This is a genomic window from Robiginitalea myxolifaciens, assembly GCF_900115205.1.
GTDB lineage: Bacteria > Bacteroidota > Bacteroidia > Flavobacteriales > Flavobacteriaceae > Robiginitalea > Robiginitalea myxolifaciens.
The window spans coordinates 473,511-495,074 of sequence record NZ_FOYQ01000002.1 but is presented as its reverse complement, the minus strand read 5'-3'; the positions used below and the strand labels follow the sequence as shown (position 1 = coordinate 495,074).

The window sequence follows — 21,564 nt, the reverse complement described above, 5'->3', positions numbered from 1 at the left end:
GGATTCCTCGATTTGCATGCAAAATCTGACAAATTAAAGCGGAACCCCGGCCAAATTAGATGGAATAGTAATTCTTATACCATTTGATGAAGGCCTCGACACCTTCACTCAATTCGGTGGCCGGTTTGTAGTCGTAGCGTTGTTCGAGCCCGCTGGTACTCGCCCAGGTTCTCGGAACATCCCCGGGCTGCATCGGCATCATCTCCTGGGTAGCTTTTTTACCCAATTGTTTTTCGATCTCACCGATAAAATCCATCAGGCCTACGGGTTGTCCTTTCCCAATGTTAAAGAGCAGGTATTTTTCCTCCTTAGGGCGCAGTGCAACATTTTCCTCAAGAATCCGCACCATTCCAGCAACAATGTCATCGACATACGTGAAATCACGTTCTTGTTTCCCGTGGTTGAAAACCTTTATGGGCTTATCGTCTAATATTGATCGGGTAAACAGGTAATAGGCCATATCCGGCCGACCCCAGGGGCCATATACGGTAAAGAATCGAAGCCCTGTTGTGGCTAAGCCATAAAGATGGCTGTAGGTGTGCGCCATTAATTCATTGCTCTTTTTGCTCGCTGCATATAAGCTTATGGGATGATCCACATTGTCTTCGACCCGAAAGGGGATCGAATCATTGCAACCATATACGCTCGAGCTGCTGGCATAAACCAGGTGCGCTACATTATTGTGTCGGCAGCATTCCAGCAAGTTGGCAAAACCAACGATGTTGCTGTCTATGTAAGCCATTGGATTTTCCAGACTGTAGCGAACCCCCGCCTGGGCGGCTAGATTGCATACAGCATCAAAGGGATGTGTGGAAAATAACTTGGGGAGTGCTTCCCGGTCTTCCAGGTTTAAGCGATAGAATACGAGCTTATTCCCCCAAATATCGCTCTCGGCAGGAAGATTGTAGATTCCGGCAGCCTTTTCATCAATGCCCAACTCCTTGAGGCGATCAAATTTTAATTGAGGATCATAGTAGTCATTGATGGCATCCAGGCCAACTATTTCATGGCCCCGTTTGAGGAGTTCCTGTGCACAGTGAAATCCGATAAATCCGGCCATTCCGGTAACCAAAATGCGCATGTCTGAACTTTTGCGATTGGGAATATGAACCAAAAGTACACATAATGTTACTAGCTATACAGTTCCTTCGGTTTGGATTTGCCCCGCTTCCCTCAATAGCGTACTTTTTCGGATGAAGAACACATTTTGTCGTTTCAGGTATTTGCCAGTTGGTTTAGGACTTGCCCGAGAATGTAGCTTAACGGGTTTCCCATTCGGTTAAACGAAATTAAAAGGAGCGATTCGCCGGAGGCCTCAGGCTTGTTTTATCTTTAACTTTCTAAGGAAAATTCCAATCAAACCAGGGAGCTCCTAAACTGTTGAAGACCTGTTAATAACATGGCTTCAAAATTCGGACCCCTTTGAAATTTAAGGTTATCTTTGATAGCCGCTTAACAATCGACCAGAAAATGAATAATACGGTTGTAAAGGCCTCAAAAATATGGCTCTCCTCTCCCCACATGGGCGGCACAGAGCAGCACTATGTTCAGCAGGCTTTTGACAGCAATTGGATCGCCCCATTAGGCCCCAATGTTCAGGGTTTTGAGGAAGCGATAGAGGATTATCTTTCCGGAGGCGTCCACGTGGCTGCCCTAAGTTCCGGTACAGGAGCCATACATCTTGGTCTGAAGCTACTCGGAGTAGGTCCCGGAGACATCGTTCTCTGCCAGAGCCTTACTTTTTCCGCATCTGCAAATCCGATTACTTACCTGGGAGGACAACCCGTATTTATCGACAGTGAAAAGGATACCTGGAATATGTCTCCTGAATTACTGGAGGAAGCTATCCAGCATTTCCTTTCGAAAGGCAAGAAACCCAAGGCCATTATCCCGGTACACCTCTACGGAATGCCTTATAAAGCAGAAGCCATACGCGAGTTGTCGCTTACCTATGGAATTCCAGTTCTGGAGGATAGTGCCGAAGCCCTGGGAAGCAAGTACCACGATGTGCCCTGTGGCACCTTTGGCGATCTGGCCGTTTTGTCATTCAACGGCAATAAAATTATTACTACTTCCGGTGGGGGTGCCCTTGTGGCCCATACCCGGGAGCACAAGGAAAAAGCTGTTTTCCTGTCCACCCAAGCCCGCGACGCCGCGCCGCATTACCAACATTCCGAAATAGGGTTTAACTATCGGATGAGTAATGTCCTGGCCGGAATTGGACGGGGTCAGATGGAAGTTTTACAAGCGCGCGTCGAATCCAGACGGGCGAACCATCAATATTACCTGGAGCATCTCGGGAAACTCGAAGGGATTGAATTCCTGCAGGAACCCGAAGGCATGTTTTCTAACCGCTGGCTTAGCTGCATCCTGACGCCTTCCTACGAGGCCAGGGAGAAATTGCGTCTGGCCCTCGAAGCCGAAAACATTGAGTCCAGACCCCTATGGAAGCCCATGCACCTGCAACCTGTTTTTGCAGATTGCCCGGCTTTCAGCGATGGTACATCAGAAGAATTGTTTCAGCGCGGACTTTGCCTGCCCAGCGGGTCTAACCTGGATGTTACCGACTTAAACCGCGTTATTGCGGCGATTACCAAATCTTACACCCCATGATTAAAAATTACATTATTAGTAACTCTCATCGATACGCATCGCGATGGCTGGTTCTCGCCATCGATGTCTTGTTGATCAGTGTTGCTTTTATCCTTTCCTACTTAATCCGGTTTAACCTGACCTGGAATTTTGAAACGGATAATCTATGGCTACAGCTTCCCATCGTAGCGCTTATCGGAGCCCTTTCCTTCCTCATTACCGGATCGTATAAGGGAGTCGTGCGCCATACCGGGGTGCGGGATGTTTATAACATTTTCAATGCGATTTGCGTCTCCAGCATATTCACGATTTTCATGGTAATCTTCAATCGGCAATTGGGTATCCTCGTCGATTTTACGATTCCACTATCTATCATCATTATCCACAGCTTAATTGGCTTTATCGCCCTGACGGCTTCACGGTATGTATTTAAATCCCTCTTTCACAGTTTCGTACGTAAATTCAGTGTTACCCGTAATGTTCTGATTTATGGGGCCGGAGAGGCAGGGATCCTTACCTATAATGCGCTTACAAGCCACTCGGCCAGCGATAAGCGCGTCTTCGGATATATCGATGACGACAATAAAAAAGTAGGGAAAAGCATCAATGGCGTCCGGGTCTACGGAACCGAAATCCTTAACCGCGATTTCATGCAGCGCAACGATATCGACGAGATCATTGTCTCGATCAATAATATCGAACAGCACCGGCTGCGGGAAATTGTTGAGGGACTGGTGGATTTCCAGGTACAGGTTAAGATAGTCCCGCCAGTAGAAGACTGGATCAACGGGGAACTTAAGCTCTCCCAGATTAAGCAGGTACAGATCGAGGATTTGCTCAACCGTACCCCCATCAATATCCGGAAATCCCGAGTTTCGAATGAGCTGAAAGACCAGGTTATTATGGTAACCGGGGGAGCAGGTTCTATCGGAAGTGAGATTGTTCGTCAAATCGCGAATTACGATTACAAGGCGCTGATTATCATTGATCAGGCAGAATCGCCACTTTATGATTTGCAGCAGGAACTCAAGCAAAACGGCTTCCACAACTTTGTGCCAATCGTTGCGGATATCCGGGATAAGAACCGTATGAATTCCTTCTTTCAGGAGCACCAGCCTAACATTGTCTTCCATGCTGCAGCCTACAAGCATGTGCCGCTGATGGAGTACAATGCTTACGAGGCAATCAAAATCAATGTGGCCGGCACGAAAGTCCTGGCAGATCTGGCGCTCACCCATAAAGTAGACAAGTTTGTTTTTGTATCTACGGACAAGGCGGTGAATCCTACCAATGTCATGGGAGCTACCAAGCGTATCGCCGAGATGTATATCAGTTGTATGCATCAGGAGCATCGCACCAAATTCATTACCACGCGTTTCGGGAATGTATTGGGATCCAACGGTTCCGTAATCCCCCTCTTCCGACGACAAATCGAAAACGGTGGTCCTTTGACAGTAACTCACAAGGAGATTACCCGCTACTTCATGACCATTCCTGAGGCTTCTCAGTTGGTACTCGAAGCGGCTGCCATGGGTAAAGGCGGGGAGATATTCATCTTTGATATGGGCGAGTCCGTGAAGATATTCGACCTGGCCCGCAACATGATCAAGCTTTCCGGCCTGCGTTACCCTGATGATATCGATATCAAAATCACAGGGCTCCGACCCGGAGAGAAGCTCTACGAAGAGTTGTTGGCTAATGGGGAAAATACCTTGCCAACCTACCACAAGAAGATTATGATCAGCAAGGTTCGGGAACTGGATTACGCCCTGGTGCGCTCCAAAATCGACGAGCTTTGCATCTCCAATATGTTCTTTAATGGTGATACCGTACGCCTTATGAAGGAAATTGTTCCTGAGTACGTGAGCCATAATTCGGAATTCTGCAAACTAGACTCCAATGGGAATGAAGTTGCCCTTCCGGAACCCGGCAAGGAAATCAAAGCCCAGCGACGAACCGTCTACGAGGCTTACATGCGTTCCACACAATCACCTGAAAATAAACACTGATGAAAAATAAGTTAATCCTTGCCTTGCTTGCGCTGGGCATCTTGTCTTCCTGTGGATCCAAAAAAGACGTTGTCTATTTCCAGGATGCCGGAAGTTTTGAAACACTGATCAACAAGAACACCTTTACCCCGAAGTTCAAAATAGACGACCTGGTAAGTATTCACGTTTCCACCCTGGATCCGGAAGCCAGTGCGCCTTTCAACTTGTTCCGAGGGGCTGCCGAAGGTGGGATTCGTCCGGAGCAGGTAGATTACCTTATTGACGATCAGGGGGAAATCGATTTCCCGGTGATTGGTAAAATTAAGATTGCAGGACTTTCACCTGAGGAGACCAGGGTTATGCTGAGGGAACGCCTTTCGGAATATCTCGTTGATCCTATCATCAATATCCGCCTGAAAAACTTTACCGTTACCATCCTTGGAGAAGTTAATCGTCCGGGAACCTATCCGGTAAACGGGGAACGGATTACCGTGCTGGAGGCTATTGGCCTGGCAGGGGACCTAACCATAAAAGGACAACGCGAAAACGTCAAGGTCATTCGCGACTTTGACGGAACCAAAGTGTACAATACTATTGACCTTAGAAGGAAGGACGTAATGAATTCCCCCGTGTTTTATCTTACCCAGAACGATGTGGTCTACATAGAGCCAAACCGTTCTGCTGCAACTTCCTCCAGTCTGGATAATCGTGCGTCGATTGCAGTTTCTATTGTATCGGTCTTAATAACCTCTACTGTAATTCTTATTACCAGGAATTAATACCATCCCAAGGCCCCAACCAAAAAGGGATTGAACTTAAAATACTTTAAATGTCTGAGAATATTGATCTGAGAGAATTCGTCAATCAATACATACGTCACTGGAAATGGTTTGTTCTGGGCGTAGTGGTTGCCGTTGCGCTGGCTTGGGTGTATTTACGTTATACCATACCGGAGTACGCCGTGGGCGCCAAAGTAGAAATCATTGACGAGAAGAGCTCTGGCGGCGGTTCACAACTTCTTGAACTGGACTTACTGGGCACAGGAAACGTGAAAGTAGAGGACGAGATTGAAGTCATGAAGTCGCGTTCCAATTTCGTAGAAGTGGTACGTGAATTAGGTCTCAATACCCAGATTAAATTGCAGGGTAATATTATTGAATCCGAGCTCTACAATAATCGTCCCATAAACCTCAGTTTTATTGCCCCGGACTCCGTTGTCAATAACGCAACCTTTACCTTTTACATAGAGCCCAAAACGCCGAATTCATTTACCTATACCGAAGAAGAAGGCGGGCCCAGAAAGGAAATGTCTTTTGGGGCTAATATGACGACTCCTATCGGAGGCATTGTAGTGACGCCTGACCTGGAACATCTCGACCGGTTTATCGACAGAACCCTCAAAATAAGTGTACGTCCGATCAATACAGTCGCCAGCGCTTATAGTGCCAAAATCAATATTTCACCGGCCGACGAATACTCCAATATCATTAACATATCCCTGAAGGATCCTATTAAGGAAAAGGCGACGGATATTGTGAACAGTCTGATTCGCATTTATAATCGAAATGCCGTTGAAGACAAAAAAGAAATAGCCGACCGAACCGAACAATTCATCAATGACCGGATTGCGGATATAGCCACCAGCCTTACCTCAGTAGATGAGGATGCCGAGGAACTAAAAACCAGTCGCGGCCTTACCGATATCGCTTCAGAGGCTAACATAAACCTCAATGTTGGCGTTGCCAACCGTCAGGAACTGGCCAACACGCAAACACAATTGAACATTGCCTCCGGCATGAAGGATGTGGTAGACCAGCAAGACGGGTATGATATTCTTCCCACCAACGTAGGGTTGAACGATCCTACCATTGCGGCGACAACTGCCCAGTATAACCGGATAGTTCAGGAGCGGAAACGCTTATTGAAAAGTTCAACGGAGCGTTCGCCTGTTGTGCAAAACCTCAACCAGCAATTAGAGGCCTTGAAATCCTCGATTTCGTCCAGTTTGGGCGGTACGGTAAACAGCCTGGGCATGCAGGTCAATACCCTGAGCGGGCAGCAGCGGATTATCCAGTCCCGAATTTATTCTGCACCAGGAAATGAGCGTGCCTTGCGGGATATTACACGTCAACAGGAAACAACGGAATCCCTGTACCTGTATCTGCTTACCAAAAGGGAAGAGGCCCAGATCGCTGTGGCTTCTGCTTCCCCCCAATCCCAGGTAATCGATCCGGCCTTTCCTATTAGCGATGGCCCGGTGTCCCCTAGAAGAAACTTAACACTTCTCGCTTCGTTCCTCCTGGGTCTATTGATTCCCTTCTCGGTAATCTACCTGCGGGATTTGCTGGACAACAAGATCCACAACATGTACAACCTGGAAAAAATCTCCAGGGATGTCCCGGTACTGGGAGAAATTCCCAAGCTCGGACGCAGTGAACAGAAGTTTATCGCCTCTGAGGACCGATCCGTACTCGCTGAGGCTCTCAGGATTATCCGCACTAATGTGGATTACCTGATGCGGTCTAAACGAGGGAGTTCCCATAACAATGTTATCCTGATTACCTCCAGTACCTCGGGTGAGGGGAAAACCTTTATTTCCACCAACCTTTCGCTGATTTTATCCAGCCCAAACAAGAAGGTACTATTGATTGGAGCGGATATCAGGAATCCGAAGCTTTACACCTATTTCCTTGGAAATAAAGTAGATAAAATAGGCAAATATCAACGCAATAAGGACGCTGGACTTACCGAGTATCTGTACGACGAAAAACTGCAGATGAAGGATATCGTTAATTCCATGCTTGTCCATAAGAACACCATCGATGTCATTTACTCTGGGCGAATCCCCCCGAACCCCACAGAACTGTTGATGAGCGATCGCATGAAGGAACTCGTAGACGAGGCCTCTGCCAAATACGACTATGTCGTAATGGATACTGCTCCATTAATGGTGGTAACTGACACCCTGCTAATTAGCTCGCTGGCGCATCATACTTTGTATGTGACCCGTGCGGGAGTAACTGAAAAGCAGGCGGTAGAATTCCCGGTTAAACTCCAGAAGGAAGGAAAGATCAGTGGTCTGGCCTTTCTCGTAAACGACGTGAAAAGCGCAAATCTGGGGTATGGCGGCAAATATGGTTACGGCTACACCAAGACTCAGAAGAAGTGGTGGAAGTTGTAATTATGGATTAGGGAATTGACTGGACAACTGGTATTCACAAACCAGCTTCAGAATGTTGAAAAAATTCCCTTGTAAACTGCCATAAGTCATAGAATTAACATGGAATTTTGCGCAAAATTTGCACCGGTTGTATTTGAACGTCAATCATCCCCGCTTAATCGAATATACGGGACCTGATTTTCCGATGCACGCCCCCTGAGTTATCTTTGGTTACTTGGGGGCACTTTAAAAATTGCTATATAATTTTCTTATCATGAGAAACACTACTTCTGCCCGTTCCAAGCGTATGCATTACGTCCTGATCGCGTTTGCATTCATGCTGCTTGGGGGATTTAAAAGCTATTCTCAATTCAATTTCTCGCAAAGCGAATTGGACTTCAATGGTTTTGCCAATGTTTCTTCCGGGGTAACCGGGCTTACATTTGGCCCTGATGGCCGGCTTTACGTTGCGGAATACCCGGGAACCATCAAAATTTACACGGTACAGCGAAACGGTCCCACCGATTACATCGTCACCGGATTGGAAACCCTCAACGGGGTGCAAACCATTGTCAACCACGATGACGACGGGTCGCCCTGTAGCGGTACGGCTACCGATTGTAATAATCGGGAAACCATTGGTATTGAGGTAGGAGGGACTGCACTTAACCCGGTGATTTATGTTTCTTCCAGTGATTTCCGGATCGGTTCCGGAGAAGGAGGAGGAAACGGGGACGTGGACCTCGATACGAACTCCGGGATCATTACCCGAATGAGCTGGAACGGAGCGAGCTGGGATGTGGTTGATTTGGTAAGAGGATTACCGCGATCAGAAGAAAACCACGCTACGAACGCCTTTCAGATTACAAACATCAATGGCACGAATTACCTGGTAGTTGCTTCAGGTGGAATTACCAATGGGGGAGCACCTTCCACCAACTTCGTGTACACCTGTGAATACGCTTTATCCGGTGCTGTGATCTCCATTAACCTGGATATGATCAACAGCATGCCTATCCTCACCGATGGTGACGGCAGGGATTATATCTACGATCTTCCCACACTGGACGATCCCACGCGAGCAAACGTAAACGGTATTACAGACCCTGACGATCCGGGATATGATGGAATCGACGTTGGGGATCCCTGGGGTGGAAACGATGGCCTCAACCAGGCGATTGTAGACCCAACAGGACCTGTACAGATTTTATCTCCGGGATACCGGAATGCCTATGACCTCGTTGTAACTGAAAGCGGGGCGCTCTACGTTACCGACAATGGCGCAAACCAGGGTTGGGGTGGATTTCCAGAAAATGAAGGGGGAGGCTCTGTAACCAATAATTACGATCCGGCAGAACCGGGAAGTGATTCCCCATCTGGTGGAGAAGAAATCAATAACCTGGATCACCTGCAATTGGTGACCACGGATTTAGAAACCTATACCTTCGGGTCTTACTACGGGGGACACCCCAATCCAACCCGGGCAAATCCAAACGGTGCCGGTCTGTTTACAGCCCCGGCAGCTTCTGGTTTAGCCGGAGCGGTGTTCAGAACACAGACTTATGATCCGGATGGTTCTACCCCCGGATCTACTACGGACCCCAGTATTGCCCTCCCGGCAAACTGGCCTCCTGTTCCTTCAGCTAACCCGGTAGAGGGCGACTGGCGAGGCCCTGGCATTGCCAATCCCGACGGTCCTGTCGACGGAGAAATTGTTATTTGGGGAACCAATACCAACGGTATCGATGAATACACAGCTTCCAACTATGGTGGAGCCCTGCAGGGTAACCTCATGGCAGGTCATAGCGGTGGAAATATTCGCCGGGTAGAACTTAATCCCGACGGAACACTGCTGAATCTTACCTCGAATTTCTTTTCTGGGATCGGTGGTAATGCACTGGCCATCCAGTGTAATGGAGATTTAGAAGTATTTCCCGGTACGGTTTGGGCGGGTACCCTGAACGGAAAGATCGTTGTCAATGAGCCACAGGATTTTGTGGATTGTATCGAACCGGGTGAACCCGGATATGATCCGAATGCGGATTACGATGGCGACGGCTACACCAACCAGGACGAAGAAGATAACGGCACGGATCCCTGTAACGGAGGGTCTCAGCCAGACGATTTCGACAAGGTTGCCGGAGCGCCGCTGATTTCCGATCTGAACGATACGGACGATGACGCTGATGGTATCTTGGATGCCAACGATCCCTTTCAATTAGGAGATCCAGCCACTACCGGCAGCGATGCCTTTACCCTTCCGGTCCGTAACGATTTATTCAACGACCAGCAGGGGCTGGGTGGAATCTTCGGACTGGGGATGACCGGATTAATGAACAACGGGGATACCGGCGCCAACTGGCTGCTTTGGCTGGACCGACGCGATGATCCGGGAGATCCCAACCCGAATGACGTATTGGGTGGTGCGCCAGGACTCATGACTTCCCACATGACTTCCGGCACGGCCCTCGGTGCGACCAATACCCAGGAAAAGGGGTATCAATATGGTGTCCAGGTCGATCAAACTACCGGTAAATTCACCGTTATCGGGAACTTGCTGAATTTTGACGGGCCTTTACAACTTTACGGGAATACTGCCGCCGTTGGCGGAGAGCTGGGGCACTTCATTGGAGATGGAACCCAAAGTAATTATATAAAGGTTGTCCTTACTACAGATGGTATTACGGCCTTGCAGGAAATTAACGATGTTCCTCAAACCCCTATTACGGTTAATATTCCAACCGGACAGCGTCCGACCGCGTCAATGGTATTCTACTTTGAAGTAGATCCTTCCAATGGAGAGGTGCTGCTTGAGTATTCCAAGGATGGAGCGGCACGGGAAACCATTGGCACGATTACGGCTCAGGGAAGTATTCTCAATGCCATCCAGAACAGCAATCAGGATCTAGCAGTAGGATTTACGGGAACTTCCGGAACCGTTGGGGTAGAACTGGAAGGAACCTGGGATTTCCTCAACGTTGTTGGGGAAGTACCTGTAGTTGTCCTGGAGTTACCCGATTTATTGCGCACCATTAACGCGGCAGACGAGGATATAGATTTAGACAACTATTTCGACGACGATGGAGGTACCGCCAACCTCACTTACACCGTTGAGACCAATACCAATAATGCTGTTGGAGCTTCTATTAGCAGTAACATCCTTACGCTGACCTATCCCGGAACGGCCGAAGTTTCCCAGATAACTATCCGGGCAACGGATTCCGATGGTTTCTTTGTGGAAGACACCTTCCAGGTAACGGTTACAGATGGGCCTATTGTGCTGTATCGCGTTAACACGGGAGGCCCTGGATTAGCGGCTATAGACGGGGATCTGGCCTGGGAAGAAGACACGCCTACAAATCCTTCCGCCTACCTGTCACAAGCAGGTACGAACCAACAGTTTATTTCGACCACAATGCCGGTAGACGGTTCCGTGAACCAAACGACTACTCCGCTGGAGGTTTTTGCAACAGAGCGTTACGACAATATACCCGGAGCACCGAATCTCTCCTATTCTTTCCCGGTAAGCCAGCCTGGAAATTATGAGGTTCGTCTCTATGTTGGGAATAGCTTCTCGGGAACCTCTGATCCCGGGCAACGTATTTTTGATGTCACTTTGGAGGGAGCGGCCCTGCCACTCTTAACGGACCTGGATTTGTCTGCTACTTATGGACATGAAACGGGTACTGTGATTTCCCACATTATCAATATTACGGATGGAGACATCGACATTTCATTCCTCCACCAGGTAGAGAATCCACTGATTAATGCGATCGAAATTTTGGATGCTCCTGACGACGATACGCCAATTTACGTGTTCGATATCGCCGATCAGAGCAATAATGAAGGGGAGCAGTTAGGTGGAAGTCTCGGCGTAACGGCTTATGGGGGAGATGGAAACCTGCAGTATGCGGCAACAGGACTTCCTCCTGGAATTACCATCGAGCCGACCAATGGTCAAATCGGGGGAACCATAGCGGCTGGAGCAGCTTCAGGAAGCCCTTATAATGTCATCATTTCAATAGATGATACCGACGGCACAAACACAGATGCTGTTACTATTAATTTCCAATGGGAGGTATTCGAGGCATTTGCCTTCCGCATCAATGCGGGCGGAGCTGGAATTACCAGTACCGATATCGCTCCCGATTGGGAAGCCAATGCACAAAGTGGATTGCAGAATGGTGGAAATTATTCTGTGAATACAGGTTCCGTGTTGGCAACGAGCGGCCTGCTCAATGAGAATCGGGATGTAAGCGTGCCTGCTTATATCGATGCGAACACCTACGAAACACTCTTTGGCACCGAAAGGTTTGACTTACCCGCGGCTCCGGAAATGGAATATACCATGGATTTAGGGAGCGGGGATTATTGGGTGAATCTTTACATCGCCAATTTCTTCGAAGGGAATTCCCAGGTTGGAGATCGCATTTTCGATATCAGCATTGAAGGCGCCTTAGTAGAAGATGATTTCGATGTCATTGCTTCCTTTGGCCACCTGACAGGAGGGGTTTTATCCTATCCCGTGACGGTAAATGACGGTACCCTGAATATACTCTTTGAGCATGTTGTGGAGAACCCAGTTCTCAATGGTATCGAAGTATTTGCCATTAACGATGCCCTGCCGGACCTCGTATTAAACAGCATACCCAACCAGCAGAATAATACGGGAGAAATCATCAGTTTCAGCGCCAGCGCGAGCGGAGGGGACAATGGACAACCCCTGCGTTACTATATAGCCGGGCAACCCGAAGGAATTACAATCAACGCCGTAAGCGGCCTGATTAGTGGTACGATTGACCAGGCAGCTGGAATTGGCGGCCCCAATGGGGACGGAAATTACCAAACGGTCGTTACCGTGCTGCGTCCCGGTTCAGCACCTGCTACCCAGGTCTTTACCTGGAGCGTGAATACCACCTTGTTGTGGTTGGAAAAAGACGAAGCCCTGAATTATACCGGACGCCACGAGTGTTCTTTTGTTCAGGCTGGTGACAAATTTTACCTCATGGGTGGACGTGAGAACAGCAAGACTATCGATGTCTATGATTACACCACCAATACCTGGGTAAACCTTATTGATTCTGCGCCTTTTGATTTCAACCACTTCCAGGCGGTAGAGTATCAAGGGCTTATTTGGATTATCGGGGCATTTGTCGATAACAACTTCCCGAACGAAGCCGCTGCAGAGCACATCTGGATGTTTGATCCGGCAACGGAAACCTGGATTGAAGGTCCTGAGATCCCAGTTGCCCGTCGCAGAGGTTCTACCGGTTTGTCTATCTACAACAATAAGTTCTATATCAGTGGCGGTAATACCGATGGTCACGATGGTGGATGGGTTCCCTGGTTCGACGAGTTCGATCCGGCTACCGGAACCTGGACCGTTCTGGCCGATGCGCCAAGAGCCCGGGATCACTTCCATTCCGGAATAATCGGAGATAACCTTTATATGGCCGGAGGAAGATTGTCCGGAGGTACCGGCGGGGTATTTGCGCCAACTATTGCCGAAGTTGATGTCTATGACTTTAACACCGGGACCTGGTCTACCCTTACCGAAGATCTGCCCACGCCTCGTGGGGGATCCACTACGGTAAGCTTCCAGGGCCAGTTGATCGTCATTGGAGGGGAAGTTCAAAATCAGCTAGTCTACGGGGTAAATACCTCGGATGCCTTGCCGATCACCGAGGCCTATGACCCGGTTGCGGGATCCTGGACCAGACTACCCGATATGAATTTTGAGCGTCACGGAACCCAGGCGATTGTTTCCGGAGAAGGCGTGTTTATTCTAGCGGGCTCCCTCATACTGGGAGGACCCAGCAATCAAAAGAACATGGAATACCTGGGCGCCGACAATCCACAGGGAACACCCAGCGTAGCCAGTACCCTGGATGCGCCGAGTTTTGTAATCTTTGCCGATGGCGAAACTCAGGATATTGATTTGAGCGTGGTCGGTGGAAACATCGGTAAGTTTATCCGGGACATCACCGTAAGTGGTGCGAATGCTGGGGACTTTAGTTTTGATGCGGGCGATCTGAATAACGCCCTCTTAAACCCCGGTCAAACCCATGTGCTAACCTTTACCTTGAATGGTACGGGTGCAGATCGTTCGGCTCAGGTTACCATTGATTACGATAATGGAGAGGTATTGACTATTGTCCTATCCAATAATGCGGATACGGAGTTGGAAGTTACCAATCCTGGGAACCAGTTCAACTACGAAGGGGATACAGTTACCTTGCCTATTCAGGCGAGCAGCTCTAATGCATTGACATACAGCGCAAACGGGCTTCCACCTAACCTTACTATAGATCCAAATACCGGAGTAATAACCGGAACCATTTTCGAAGGGTCTACGGCCAACGGTGCCTTTATCGAATCCGGAGGACTGGTCGTAGCGGAGGCAGAATCCGTGGATTTGGATCCCACCTGGACCATTACCAACATCGATGGGGAAACTGGAATAATTGCAGGTACTGACCATTTAGGTTCGCCTAATGGAGGTACGATGAATTACGATATCCAAATTACCACACCTGGGGTCTATCGATTTAACTGGAATAGTTTCTACAGTGGCAGTAATTCCACGGAAGAAAACGACAACTGGTTAAAATTCCCCAATGATAATGGCGTCTGGTTCTTTGGATTTAAGGGAACACCTGCCAGTGAGGCTGCCCTGATTGCAAATCTTCAGGGTGCACAAACCGATATCGTTTTCCCGGTTGGTAGTGGACGCGAATCTGCAGGAACCATCCCTGAAGGGAATTCCAACAATGGATACTTTAAAATCTATCGCTCCGGTGGGGCTTCGGAAACCTATGATTGGCAAGCCCTGACCAGTGATAACGATCCACATAATGTCTATGTGTATTTCGAAGCTGCCGGTACGTACACCGCGCAGATTTCGGAACGCTCTACAGGCCATGCGATTGATCGATTTGCCCTGTACAAATTCGATACTTTTGGCAACGTAGGAGATGCTACCCTGAACGGATTTGCAGAATCCTCCAGGACCGGGCAGACCGATGGAGCGGCGGCAAACAGTCCGTACGATGTGGAGATTACTGTAAGCGACGATGCGGTTCCGCCGGCTACCCAAACCATTAATTTCCAATGGATCATAGGGGAAGCGGGAGACCTGATTGCTGTACCGGAGGCAGATCCGCTGTCTGGTGAAGCTCCGCTTACGGTCCAGTTTACGGGTAGTAACTCCCTGGACGATGTGGGTGTGACCTCATATCTGTGGGATTTCATGGATGGAAGCCCTACAACTACTGAGGCAGATCCGCAACACACCTTCACCGCACCAGGGGATTATTTGGTTTCCCTGACTGTTGGTGATATTGATGGCAATTCCGATACGAATACGGTATTGATCCAGGTTACGACACCGGCTTCGGCACCACCAGTGGTCGACGCTGGGGCTGATCAGGAAATTACTTTGCCAGAAGACAATGTATTGCTCAATGGAACGGCCAGCGATCCCGATGGAGGTACTATTGTAACCTATGCCTGGACACAGGAGTCCGGACCATCCACAGCTTCACTTTCTGGCGCGAGCACGCCTGACTTGTTGGCTTCAGGTCTTGAAGCAGGCACCTATGTTTTCCGCCTGACTGTGACCGATGACGAAGCAGAAACGGCCTTTGATGAGGTAACTGTAGTGGTGAATCCACCTTCCTCCTTGCCACCGGTAGTGGACGCAGGACCGGATCAGCAAATTACATTACCGACAAATACGGTGACCCTTAATGGTACCGCCTCTGACCCGGATGGGGGAGTTATTGTAACCTATGCCTGGACCCAACCAAGCGGGCCAAGTGTAGCTACGCTAACAGGTGCGGATAGCCCCGATTTAACGGCCGACGACTTAATCGAGGGAACCTATGTTTTCCGATTGACAGTAACCGACGACGAAGGGGAAACTGCCTTTGACGATGTAACCGTGGTAGTGGAACCATCAGGAACCCAGCCACCGGTTGTCGACGCCGGAGCGGATCAGCAGATTACGCTGCCGACCAATTCGGTAGTCCTTAACGGAACGGCGAGTGATCCGGATGGTGGAAATATTGTAACCTTTGCCTGGACCCAGGAAAGCGGGCCAGCAGCGGCAACCCTGTCCGGAGAAGACACGGCGGACCTGACCGCTTCAGATCTGGTTGAAGGCACCTATGTTTTCCGACTGACGGTAACAGATGACGAGGGAGAAACGGCTTTTGATGAAGTTACGGTAGAAGTCTTACCGGAAGCCCCGCAGCCACCAGTGGTAGATGCGGGTCCCGATCAGACGATCACGCTGCCTACCAATGTAGTTGTGCTCAACGGTTCGGCTACAGACCCTGATGGAGGTGCTATTGTAGCCTACCTCTGGACTCAGGAAAGCGGACCAGCTGCAGCTACCCTGACCGATGCCAATACGGCGAGTCTGACTGCTGCGGATTTGGTGGAAGGAGTTTATGTGTTCCGATTAACGGCCACTGACGACGAAGATCAAACCGGATTTGACGAAGTAACTGTTACTGTCCTTCCGGAAGGAGCCCTGCCTCCAATCGTCGATGCAGGACCTGATCAACAGATCACCCTGCCTACCAGTACGATTGTATTGAATGGTTCCGCGACAGATACCGATGGCACGGTGGTTTCGGTTGTATGGACACAGGAAGCCGGTCCTTCGACAGCTACCCTGACCGACGCCAATACCACGAGCCTGACGGCTTCTGACCTGGTTGCCGGAAGCTATACCTTCAGGCTTACCGCAACGGACGATGATGGTTTCACCGCTTTTGATGAGGCAATCGTACTCGTTGAGACTGAAGGGCCTGGAGACGAGGTAGAAGCAACGATACTCAACCCTGCGGTCCGATCCGGGGAGGAGCTTTACGGCGTGCTGCGCATCAATGCCCAGGACCCGACCATAATCCTTACCAAGATCAGCGTCTTTGATTACACAGGTCGATTGATGCGTGAAATCAATGATCCGGGACCATTATTCGAATCTCCGGACCTGCCGGGAATTACCGGAGCATACCACATTCCGGTAGGCATGTACAGCTACGGTATTTACTTTGTACGGTTGGAGTTCAATCGGGGAGAAGACCAAATTCTAAAGTTAATGGTACGCAACCCGTAGCCGGGTGGGCACCTATAAATTCAGGATCAAAACCAATCAAAAAAACCGCGGATTTCCGCGGTTTTTTTATTTAATAGAACACCTCTTTTAATTAATAGAATACCTCAATGGATTTCCCGATTAGCGGCAGGAGTTGCTCCAGGCGCTTCGGTTTTAAGGTAAGTTCTTTAATCGCCTTAAAGTGATGCATGTTGTGGATGTCAGAACCCAGGAAATCCACCATCCCCTGGTCGAGCAGTTTCCAAGCGAGTTGTTCCACCTCCTTGTCGTAATAGCCAGCCAAGGACAACAGATTAATTTGAAAGAGAATCCCCTGTTCTTTGAGTTTTATCAGTTTCTTAGGCCGTCGCTGCAGGAAAACATAGCGCTCGGGATGGGCCAGGATTGGGGTTAGTCGTCTGCGGTTGATGGCGATCATTGCCTCATCGAAGTTCAGCGGAGGTTGCAGAAAGGACATCTCCGATAGCATATAACCTCCTGATAAAGGCATGTGGTGATCGTTTTCCATCAGTTCTTCGAACTTGGTGTCGATCATGTGTTCGGCAGCCGTTTCTATTTCAAAGGAATCAATGCCTTCCTCCTGCATGGCCAATAGTAACCGCTCATGCGCGTCTTGGATTAGCTCCGGCGTATTCGGGTACAGCGGAGCAAAAATATGGGGAGTTGCAATTATTTTCTTTATGCCAACCGATTGATACGCCCGGATTAGCGCCAGGGAATCTGCAGTATTCTTTGCTCCATCATCGATTCCGGGCAGCACATGGTTGTGGATATCCACAAAGTCCTCCAGATAATCTGCCAAGTAAATCTTCTTACTGAAAAATCCGAGCATAGTTCATTGATTCGGTGCAAAAGTACATCTTATCATGCAATACGCTAACTCTCGCGGCCGATGTCAGGGAATCATACTATCTGTGGTGGATTGATACGGCATACGCAGTAATCGATCGTGAATTGCCTTTAACCGCTGCGGCCCGGCACCTAACTTAAAGAGTATCACTAGAAGGAGGTTGGTCAGGTTTATGCGCAGGTAGGAGTTCGACTGATATTTGCGAGCCGAAACCAGCAAGTCTTTTTTTACGATAGTATAGGGAACTTCATGCTTCTTCATTCGGCGGAAGAATTCAAAATCCTCCATGATTACCTGAGCTTCGTCAAATTTGCCCAATCGTTCAAAGACTGCGCTGCGGATAAATAAACATTGATCTCCGCCACCCGTAAACAGACCGTCCTTTCGGGTAAAGCGTCCGTTGATCCTCAGCAATGCACTATCGGAATCAAAGCGATAGGAGAAAAAGCCGGCATCATTTCCTTCAGCAAGGCACTGTTGAATGGCTTCGAAAAATCCAGGTGGAGGCAGTACATCGGCATGAAGAAAAACCAGTATTTCTCCGTTGGAGTCGCGTGCCCCGTCGTTCATCTGTTTAGCCCGACCCCGACGCTTCCCCTGTAAAATCCTGAGATTAGGAGCCACCTGCCGACAACCCGAATAGTCCTGGGTGCACGTGCCCGTACTCAAAATTATTTCGACTTCATGACCCTTGGCCAGTTGGCTGAGGCTGGGAAGAAGTTTCATAAGATTGGCAACTTCGTTGTATACCGGAATGATAATTGAGATCAAAAGGCCGTATTATTGACAGTGGTTTGCAATGAAAGGACAACATTTCCGACCAATCGGACGCATCGCCACCATTATATACTTATGAAGGTATTCAATAGTTTACTGAAGATCGCGTTCCTGGTCGTATTTATCCTGGCATTTTTTTGTAATTGTGGGGTAAAGAAATCCATCCTGGACCAGGCAGCTACGCAAACTACGGCACTCAATACCCTTTCGGAGGATTTTCTCAAAGCTATTCGGGAAGATAAGCCTACAACCCAATTTACGGAACGACTGGCCCAAATGGAGCTCAAAGAAATTGAATTGGGCTTGCAAACCGATGCCGAACGCTATGCTTTTTGGATCAATATATACAATGCATATATCCAGGTAGTACTTAAGGCAAAACCTGAACTTTATGAGGATCGCAGAAGTTTCTTCTCCGAGGAGATGCTTGAAATAGCCGGGCGGAAGGTATCTTTTGAAACGATTGAGCATGGAATCCTCAGAAAATCACAGTGGAACCTGGGTCTTGGATATGTTCGCAAATGGTTCCCGGGAGAATTCGAGCGCAAGCTAAGGGTGGAGAAACGCGACTTTCGCATTCATTTTGCCTTGAACTGTGGGGCTAAGGACTGCCCGCCGGTTGCTGTGTACACGCCGGGCCGTCTGGAGCAACAACTGGAAATGGGAACCCGAAAATATCTCGAGCGAACCACTCGCTTCGATGAATCCTCAAATACCGTCACCGTTAGTTCACTATTTAGCTGGTTTCGCGGGGATTTTGGGGGGAAATCAGGAACCCGGAAAATCCTCAGCGATAAAGGTCTGATCCCAGACACCAAAGGGGTTTCTATTGAATATTCCAATTATGACTGGACCCTGGAACTGGATAATTTTATCGACCTCTGAGAAAAGTAATTCACCAAAAGATTTCAGGGAGTATATCCCTTAGAACGCTTCCCGCACCGTGAAGTACAAATTGCCTCCTTCCCGGGTCCAGCCGTAATCCAGCCGAACCCGGATACCATCCTTTTGGTTGAGTACATAGCGCAGCCCAACGCCCCCGGCATTGCGAAATTTGGAATTAAAGAGATCTGAGAAAGTGGGGGCTACTGTGCCCGATGAGCCAAAAACTACCCCTCCGAAGCGCCTGAAAATGGGAAATCGATATTCCAGGGCAAAATTTAATTCTCCGTTGTCGAGAAATCGCCGATTATCAAAACCACGGCTTCGATTGGTACCAAGATTATTCATACTTAAGAAGGGAGTTCCTTCCCCGCTATTGGCAATGAAAATATTTCCAGCCAGGATGTGTTGTCCTTTCAATCTTTGGTAGTAACGCGCGTCGACATTGAATTTGGAGAAAGTGAACTCTGAGCCGAGTAACTCCAGGGATCTGAAGGCCCCGGCTTGAATGAAGAAGCCACGGGTTGGTTGGAATATATTATCGCGGCTGTCATATACCGCAAGGACACCCAAATTGGAGATTATACCGCCTTCCTTTCCCAATACCTCGGCATTGGCCAGCGTTCCATTTTCCGCTGCCTCCAGATTGTAGAATGCGTCGAATTCAAATCCAATACCCGCGAGAAACCCTGGAAACAATTCACGCAATCCGTTAATCCTGACCCTGGGGAAGGACACTTCATACGTTTCGAGATCCTGCTCCCGGCTATCAATTCCTATTCCATAGAAGTTATAGACGTATTTGTAATAGCCCAGCTCCCCGAAAAGGCGCCATTTCGCATCATCCCAATACAATTCGTAGGGAGCCCAAAAGAGGATTTGATTTTTTGTGGTATAGCCTGCAGCCAATTGAACAGCAGATGGGAAGCTGTCCTTTGATTCGCTATTGAAACGAAAAGTGCCAACACCGATCCCTCCAAATATTACTCCGGTTTCCGGTGAATACACCACTACCGGGAGAACGTCGAGTTCCAAATTGGCAATCGAGTCCTGAGAAGACGTTGAATTGGATTCCCCCTCCTGCCCAAAAGCCGGGAGGGTAAAGCTGCTACAAAAAAACAGCAGAATCCATAGGTGCGACAACTTCATGCGATAAGATACGCATCTAAAGATAAGCACGCAGACTTTCTGCCTGGGTTTTGTTGCGCAATCGACGAATGCCTTTTTCTTTAATTTGCCGCACGCGCTCACGGGTTATATCAAAGACTTCCCCAATTTCATGTAAACTCATAGCATTTTGTTTGCCGATGCCATAGTACATGCGAACCACCTCACCTTCTTTATCGGGCAGTGTATCCAGTACAGTGCTGATATCCGTACTCAGGGATTCCTGCATCACCTTGCGGTCGGGCTTTAGGGTATTCTTTGAAGGAGTGACGCTGTACAGATTCGAAGATTCTCCTTCTTTCAAAGGAGCATCCAGAGAAATGTGTTTTCCGGAGCTCTTCAGGGTTTTCTTGACCTTGTCGACGTTCATGTCGAGTTCTTCGGCGATTTCGAAAGGAGAGGGAGGACGCTGGTTTTTCTGCTCCAGCCGGGAATGTACTTTTAATATCTTTCGGATGGTCTGTAATTTATTCTGGGGCAGGCGCACCATTCTGGATTGTTGTGCCAATGCCTGCAAAATAGATTGACGAATCCACCAGACGGCATAGGAAATAAACTTAAACCCCCTGGTTTCATCAAAACGTCTGGCTGCCTTCACCAGCCCACGGTTGCCCTCATTGATCAGATCGGATAATCGCAGGCCACGTCCCTGATATTGTTTGGCGGCGGAAACTACAAAACGGAGGTTAGCATTGACCAGTTTTTTCAGGGCTGCCTCATCGCCTTGTCTGATTCGGACTGCCAGTTCCACCTCCTCTTCGGCAGTGATCATGTCAATCTTGGAAATTTCCTGAAAGTACTTTTCAAGGGATTTGGAATCCCGGTTGGTTATTTGTTTTGTAATCTTTAGTTGCCGCATACAATAAATACATTGGTTTATTATATGAAACAGCTTTTATTGAAAAATGCAAATAATTGGCCTTTTTTATGTGTTTTTTAAGCTTTTTTGAGCAAAAAACATTAAAAACGAACTAAAAACACCAAAAATGATCAATTCTTAATCTGAGGACAAATGCGGATT

General features: G+C 48.5%; 11 protein-coding genes. 6 read left to right on the top strand and 5 right to left on the bottom strand.

Translation table 11 applies throughout. The features are described 5' to 3' along the window. Nucleotides 1-55 precede the first annotated feature (55 nt). Nucleotides 56-1,081 carry an NAD-dependent epimerase gene (locus BM318_RS10280; RefSeq protein ID WP_092982527.1) on the bottom strand — a complete coding sequence of 342 codons (1,026 nt, stop codon included), beginning with the start codon at nucleotides 1,079-1,081 and terminating at the stop codon, nucleotides 56-58. A gap of 389 nt (nucleotides 1,082-1,470) precedes the next feature. On the opposite strand from BM318_RS10280, the gene BM318_RS10275 reads away from it, so the two are divergent. The 5 genes from BM318_RS10275 to BM318_RS10255 all read left to right on the top strand — a co-directional run bounded on the left by BM318_RS10275 (nucleotide 1,471) and on the right by BM318_RS10255 (nucleotide 16,867). Next, complete coding sequence (locus tag BM318_RS10275) at nucleotides 1,471-2,613, top strand: DegT/DnrJ/EryC1/StrS family aminotransferase (protein WP_143099962.1); 1,143 nt, start codon at nucleotides 1,471-1,473, stop codon at nucleotides 2,611-2,613. Then, on the top strand, nucleotides 2,610-4,601 hold the full coding sequence (locus BM318_RS10270; protein WP_092982526.1) for a polysaccharide biosynthesis protein: 1,992 nt from the start codon (nucleotides 2,610-2,612) through the stop codon (nucleotides 4,599-4,601). Before BM318_RS10275 ends, BM318_RS10270 begins: the two co-directional genes overlap by 4 nt. Next, nucleotides 4,601-5,359, top strand: a complete 759-nt coding sequence (locus tag BM318_RS10265; RefSeq protein ID WP_092982525.1) for a polysaccharide biosynthesis/export family protein — start codon at nucleotides 4,601-4,603, stop codon at nucleotides 5,357-5,359. The genes BM318_RS10270 and BM318_RS10265 overlap by 1 nt, the downstream gene beginning before the upstream one ends. Nucleotides 5,360-5,409: 50 nt before the next feature. Further along, nucleotides 5,410-7,761 carry a GumC family protein gene (locus tag BM318_RS10260; protein WP_092982524.1) on the top strand — a complete coding sequence of 784 codons (2,352 nt, stop codon included), beginning with the start codon at nucleotides 5,410-5,412 and terminating at the stop codon, nucleotides 7,759-7,761. A 253-nt stretch (nucleotides 7,762-8,014) separates the two neighbouring features. Continuing rightward, complete coding sequence (locus tag BM318_RS10255) at nucleotides 8,015-16,867, top strand: PKD domain-containing protein (protein ID WP_092982523.1); 8,853 nt, start codon at nucleotides 8,015-8,017, stop codon at nucleotides 16,865-16,867. A 91-nt stretch (nucleotides 16,868-16,958) separates the two neighbouring features. Here the strand turns inward: BM318_RS10255 and BM318_RS10250 are convergent, their stop codons facing one another. Then, nucleotides 16,959-17,699, bottom strand: coding sequence for a tyrosine-protein phosphatase (locus BM318_RS10250; protein WP_092982522.1), 741 nt, complete (start codon nucleotides 17,697-17,699; stop codon nucleotides 16,959-16,961). Between the two features lie 63 nt (nucleotides 17,700-17,762). After that, the gene (locus tag BM318_RS10245) at nucleotides 17,763-18,488 is read right to left on the bottom strand and encodes a TIGR04283 family arsenosugar biosynthesis glycosyltransferase (protein ID WP_092982521.1); all 726 of its coding nucleotides are present in this window, start codon (nucleotides 18,486-18,488) and stop codon (nucleotides 17,763-17,765) included. An 81-nt stretch (nucleotides 18,489-18,569) separates the two neighbouring features. Here BM318_RS10245 and BM318_RS10240 point away from each other — a divergent pair, with 81 nt between their 5' ends. After that, nucleotides 18,570-19,379 carry a DUF547 domain-containing protein gene (locus tag BM318_RS10240; protein WP_245759804.1) on the top strand — a complete coding sequence of 270 codons (810 nt, stop codon included), beginning with the start codon at nucleotides 18,570-18,572 and terminating at the stop codon, nucleotides 19,377-19,379. A gap of 39 nt (nucleotides 19,380-19,418) precedes the next feature. On the opposite strand, the gene BM318_RS10235 is transcribed toward BM318_RS10240, so the two are convergent. Next, complete coding sequence (locus BM318_RS10235) at nucleotides 19,419-20,525, bottom strand: BamA/TamA family outer membrane protein (protein ID WP_092982520.1); 1,107 nt, start codon at nucleotides 20,523-20,525, stop codon at nucleotides 19,419-19,421. Between the two features lie 16 nt (nucleotides 20,526-20,541). Next, nucleotides 20,542-21,402 carry a sigma-70 family RNA polymerase sigma factor gene (locus BM318_RS10230; RefSeq protein WP_092982519.1) on the bottom strand — a complete coding sequence of 287 codons (861 nt, stop codon included), beginning with the start codon at nucleotides 21,400-21,402 and terminating at the stop codon, nucleotides 20,542-20,544. Nucleotides 21,403-21,564: the final 162 nt, after the last annotated feature.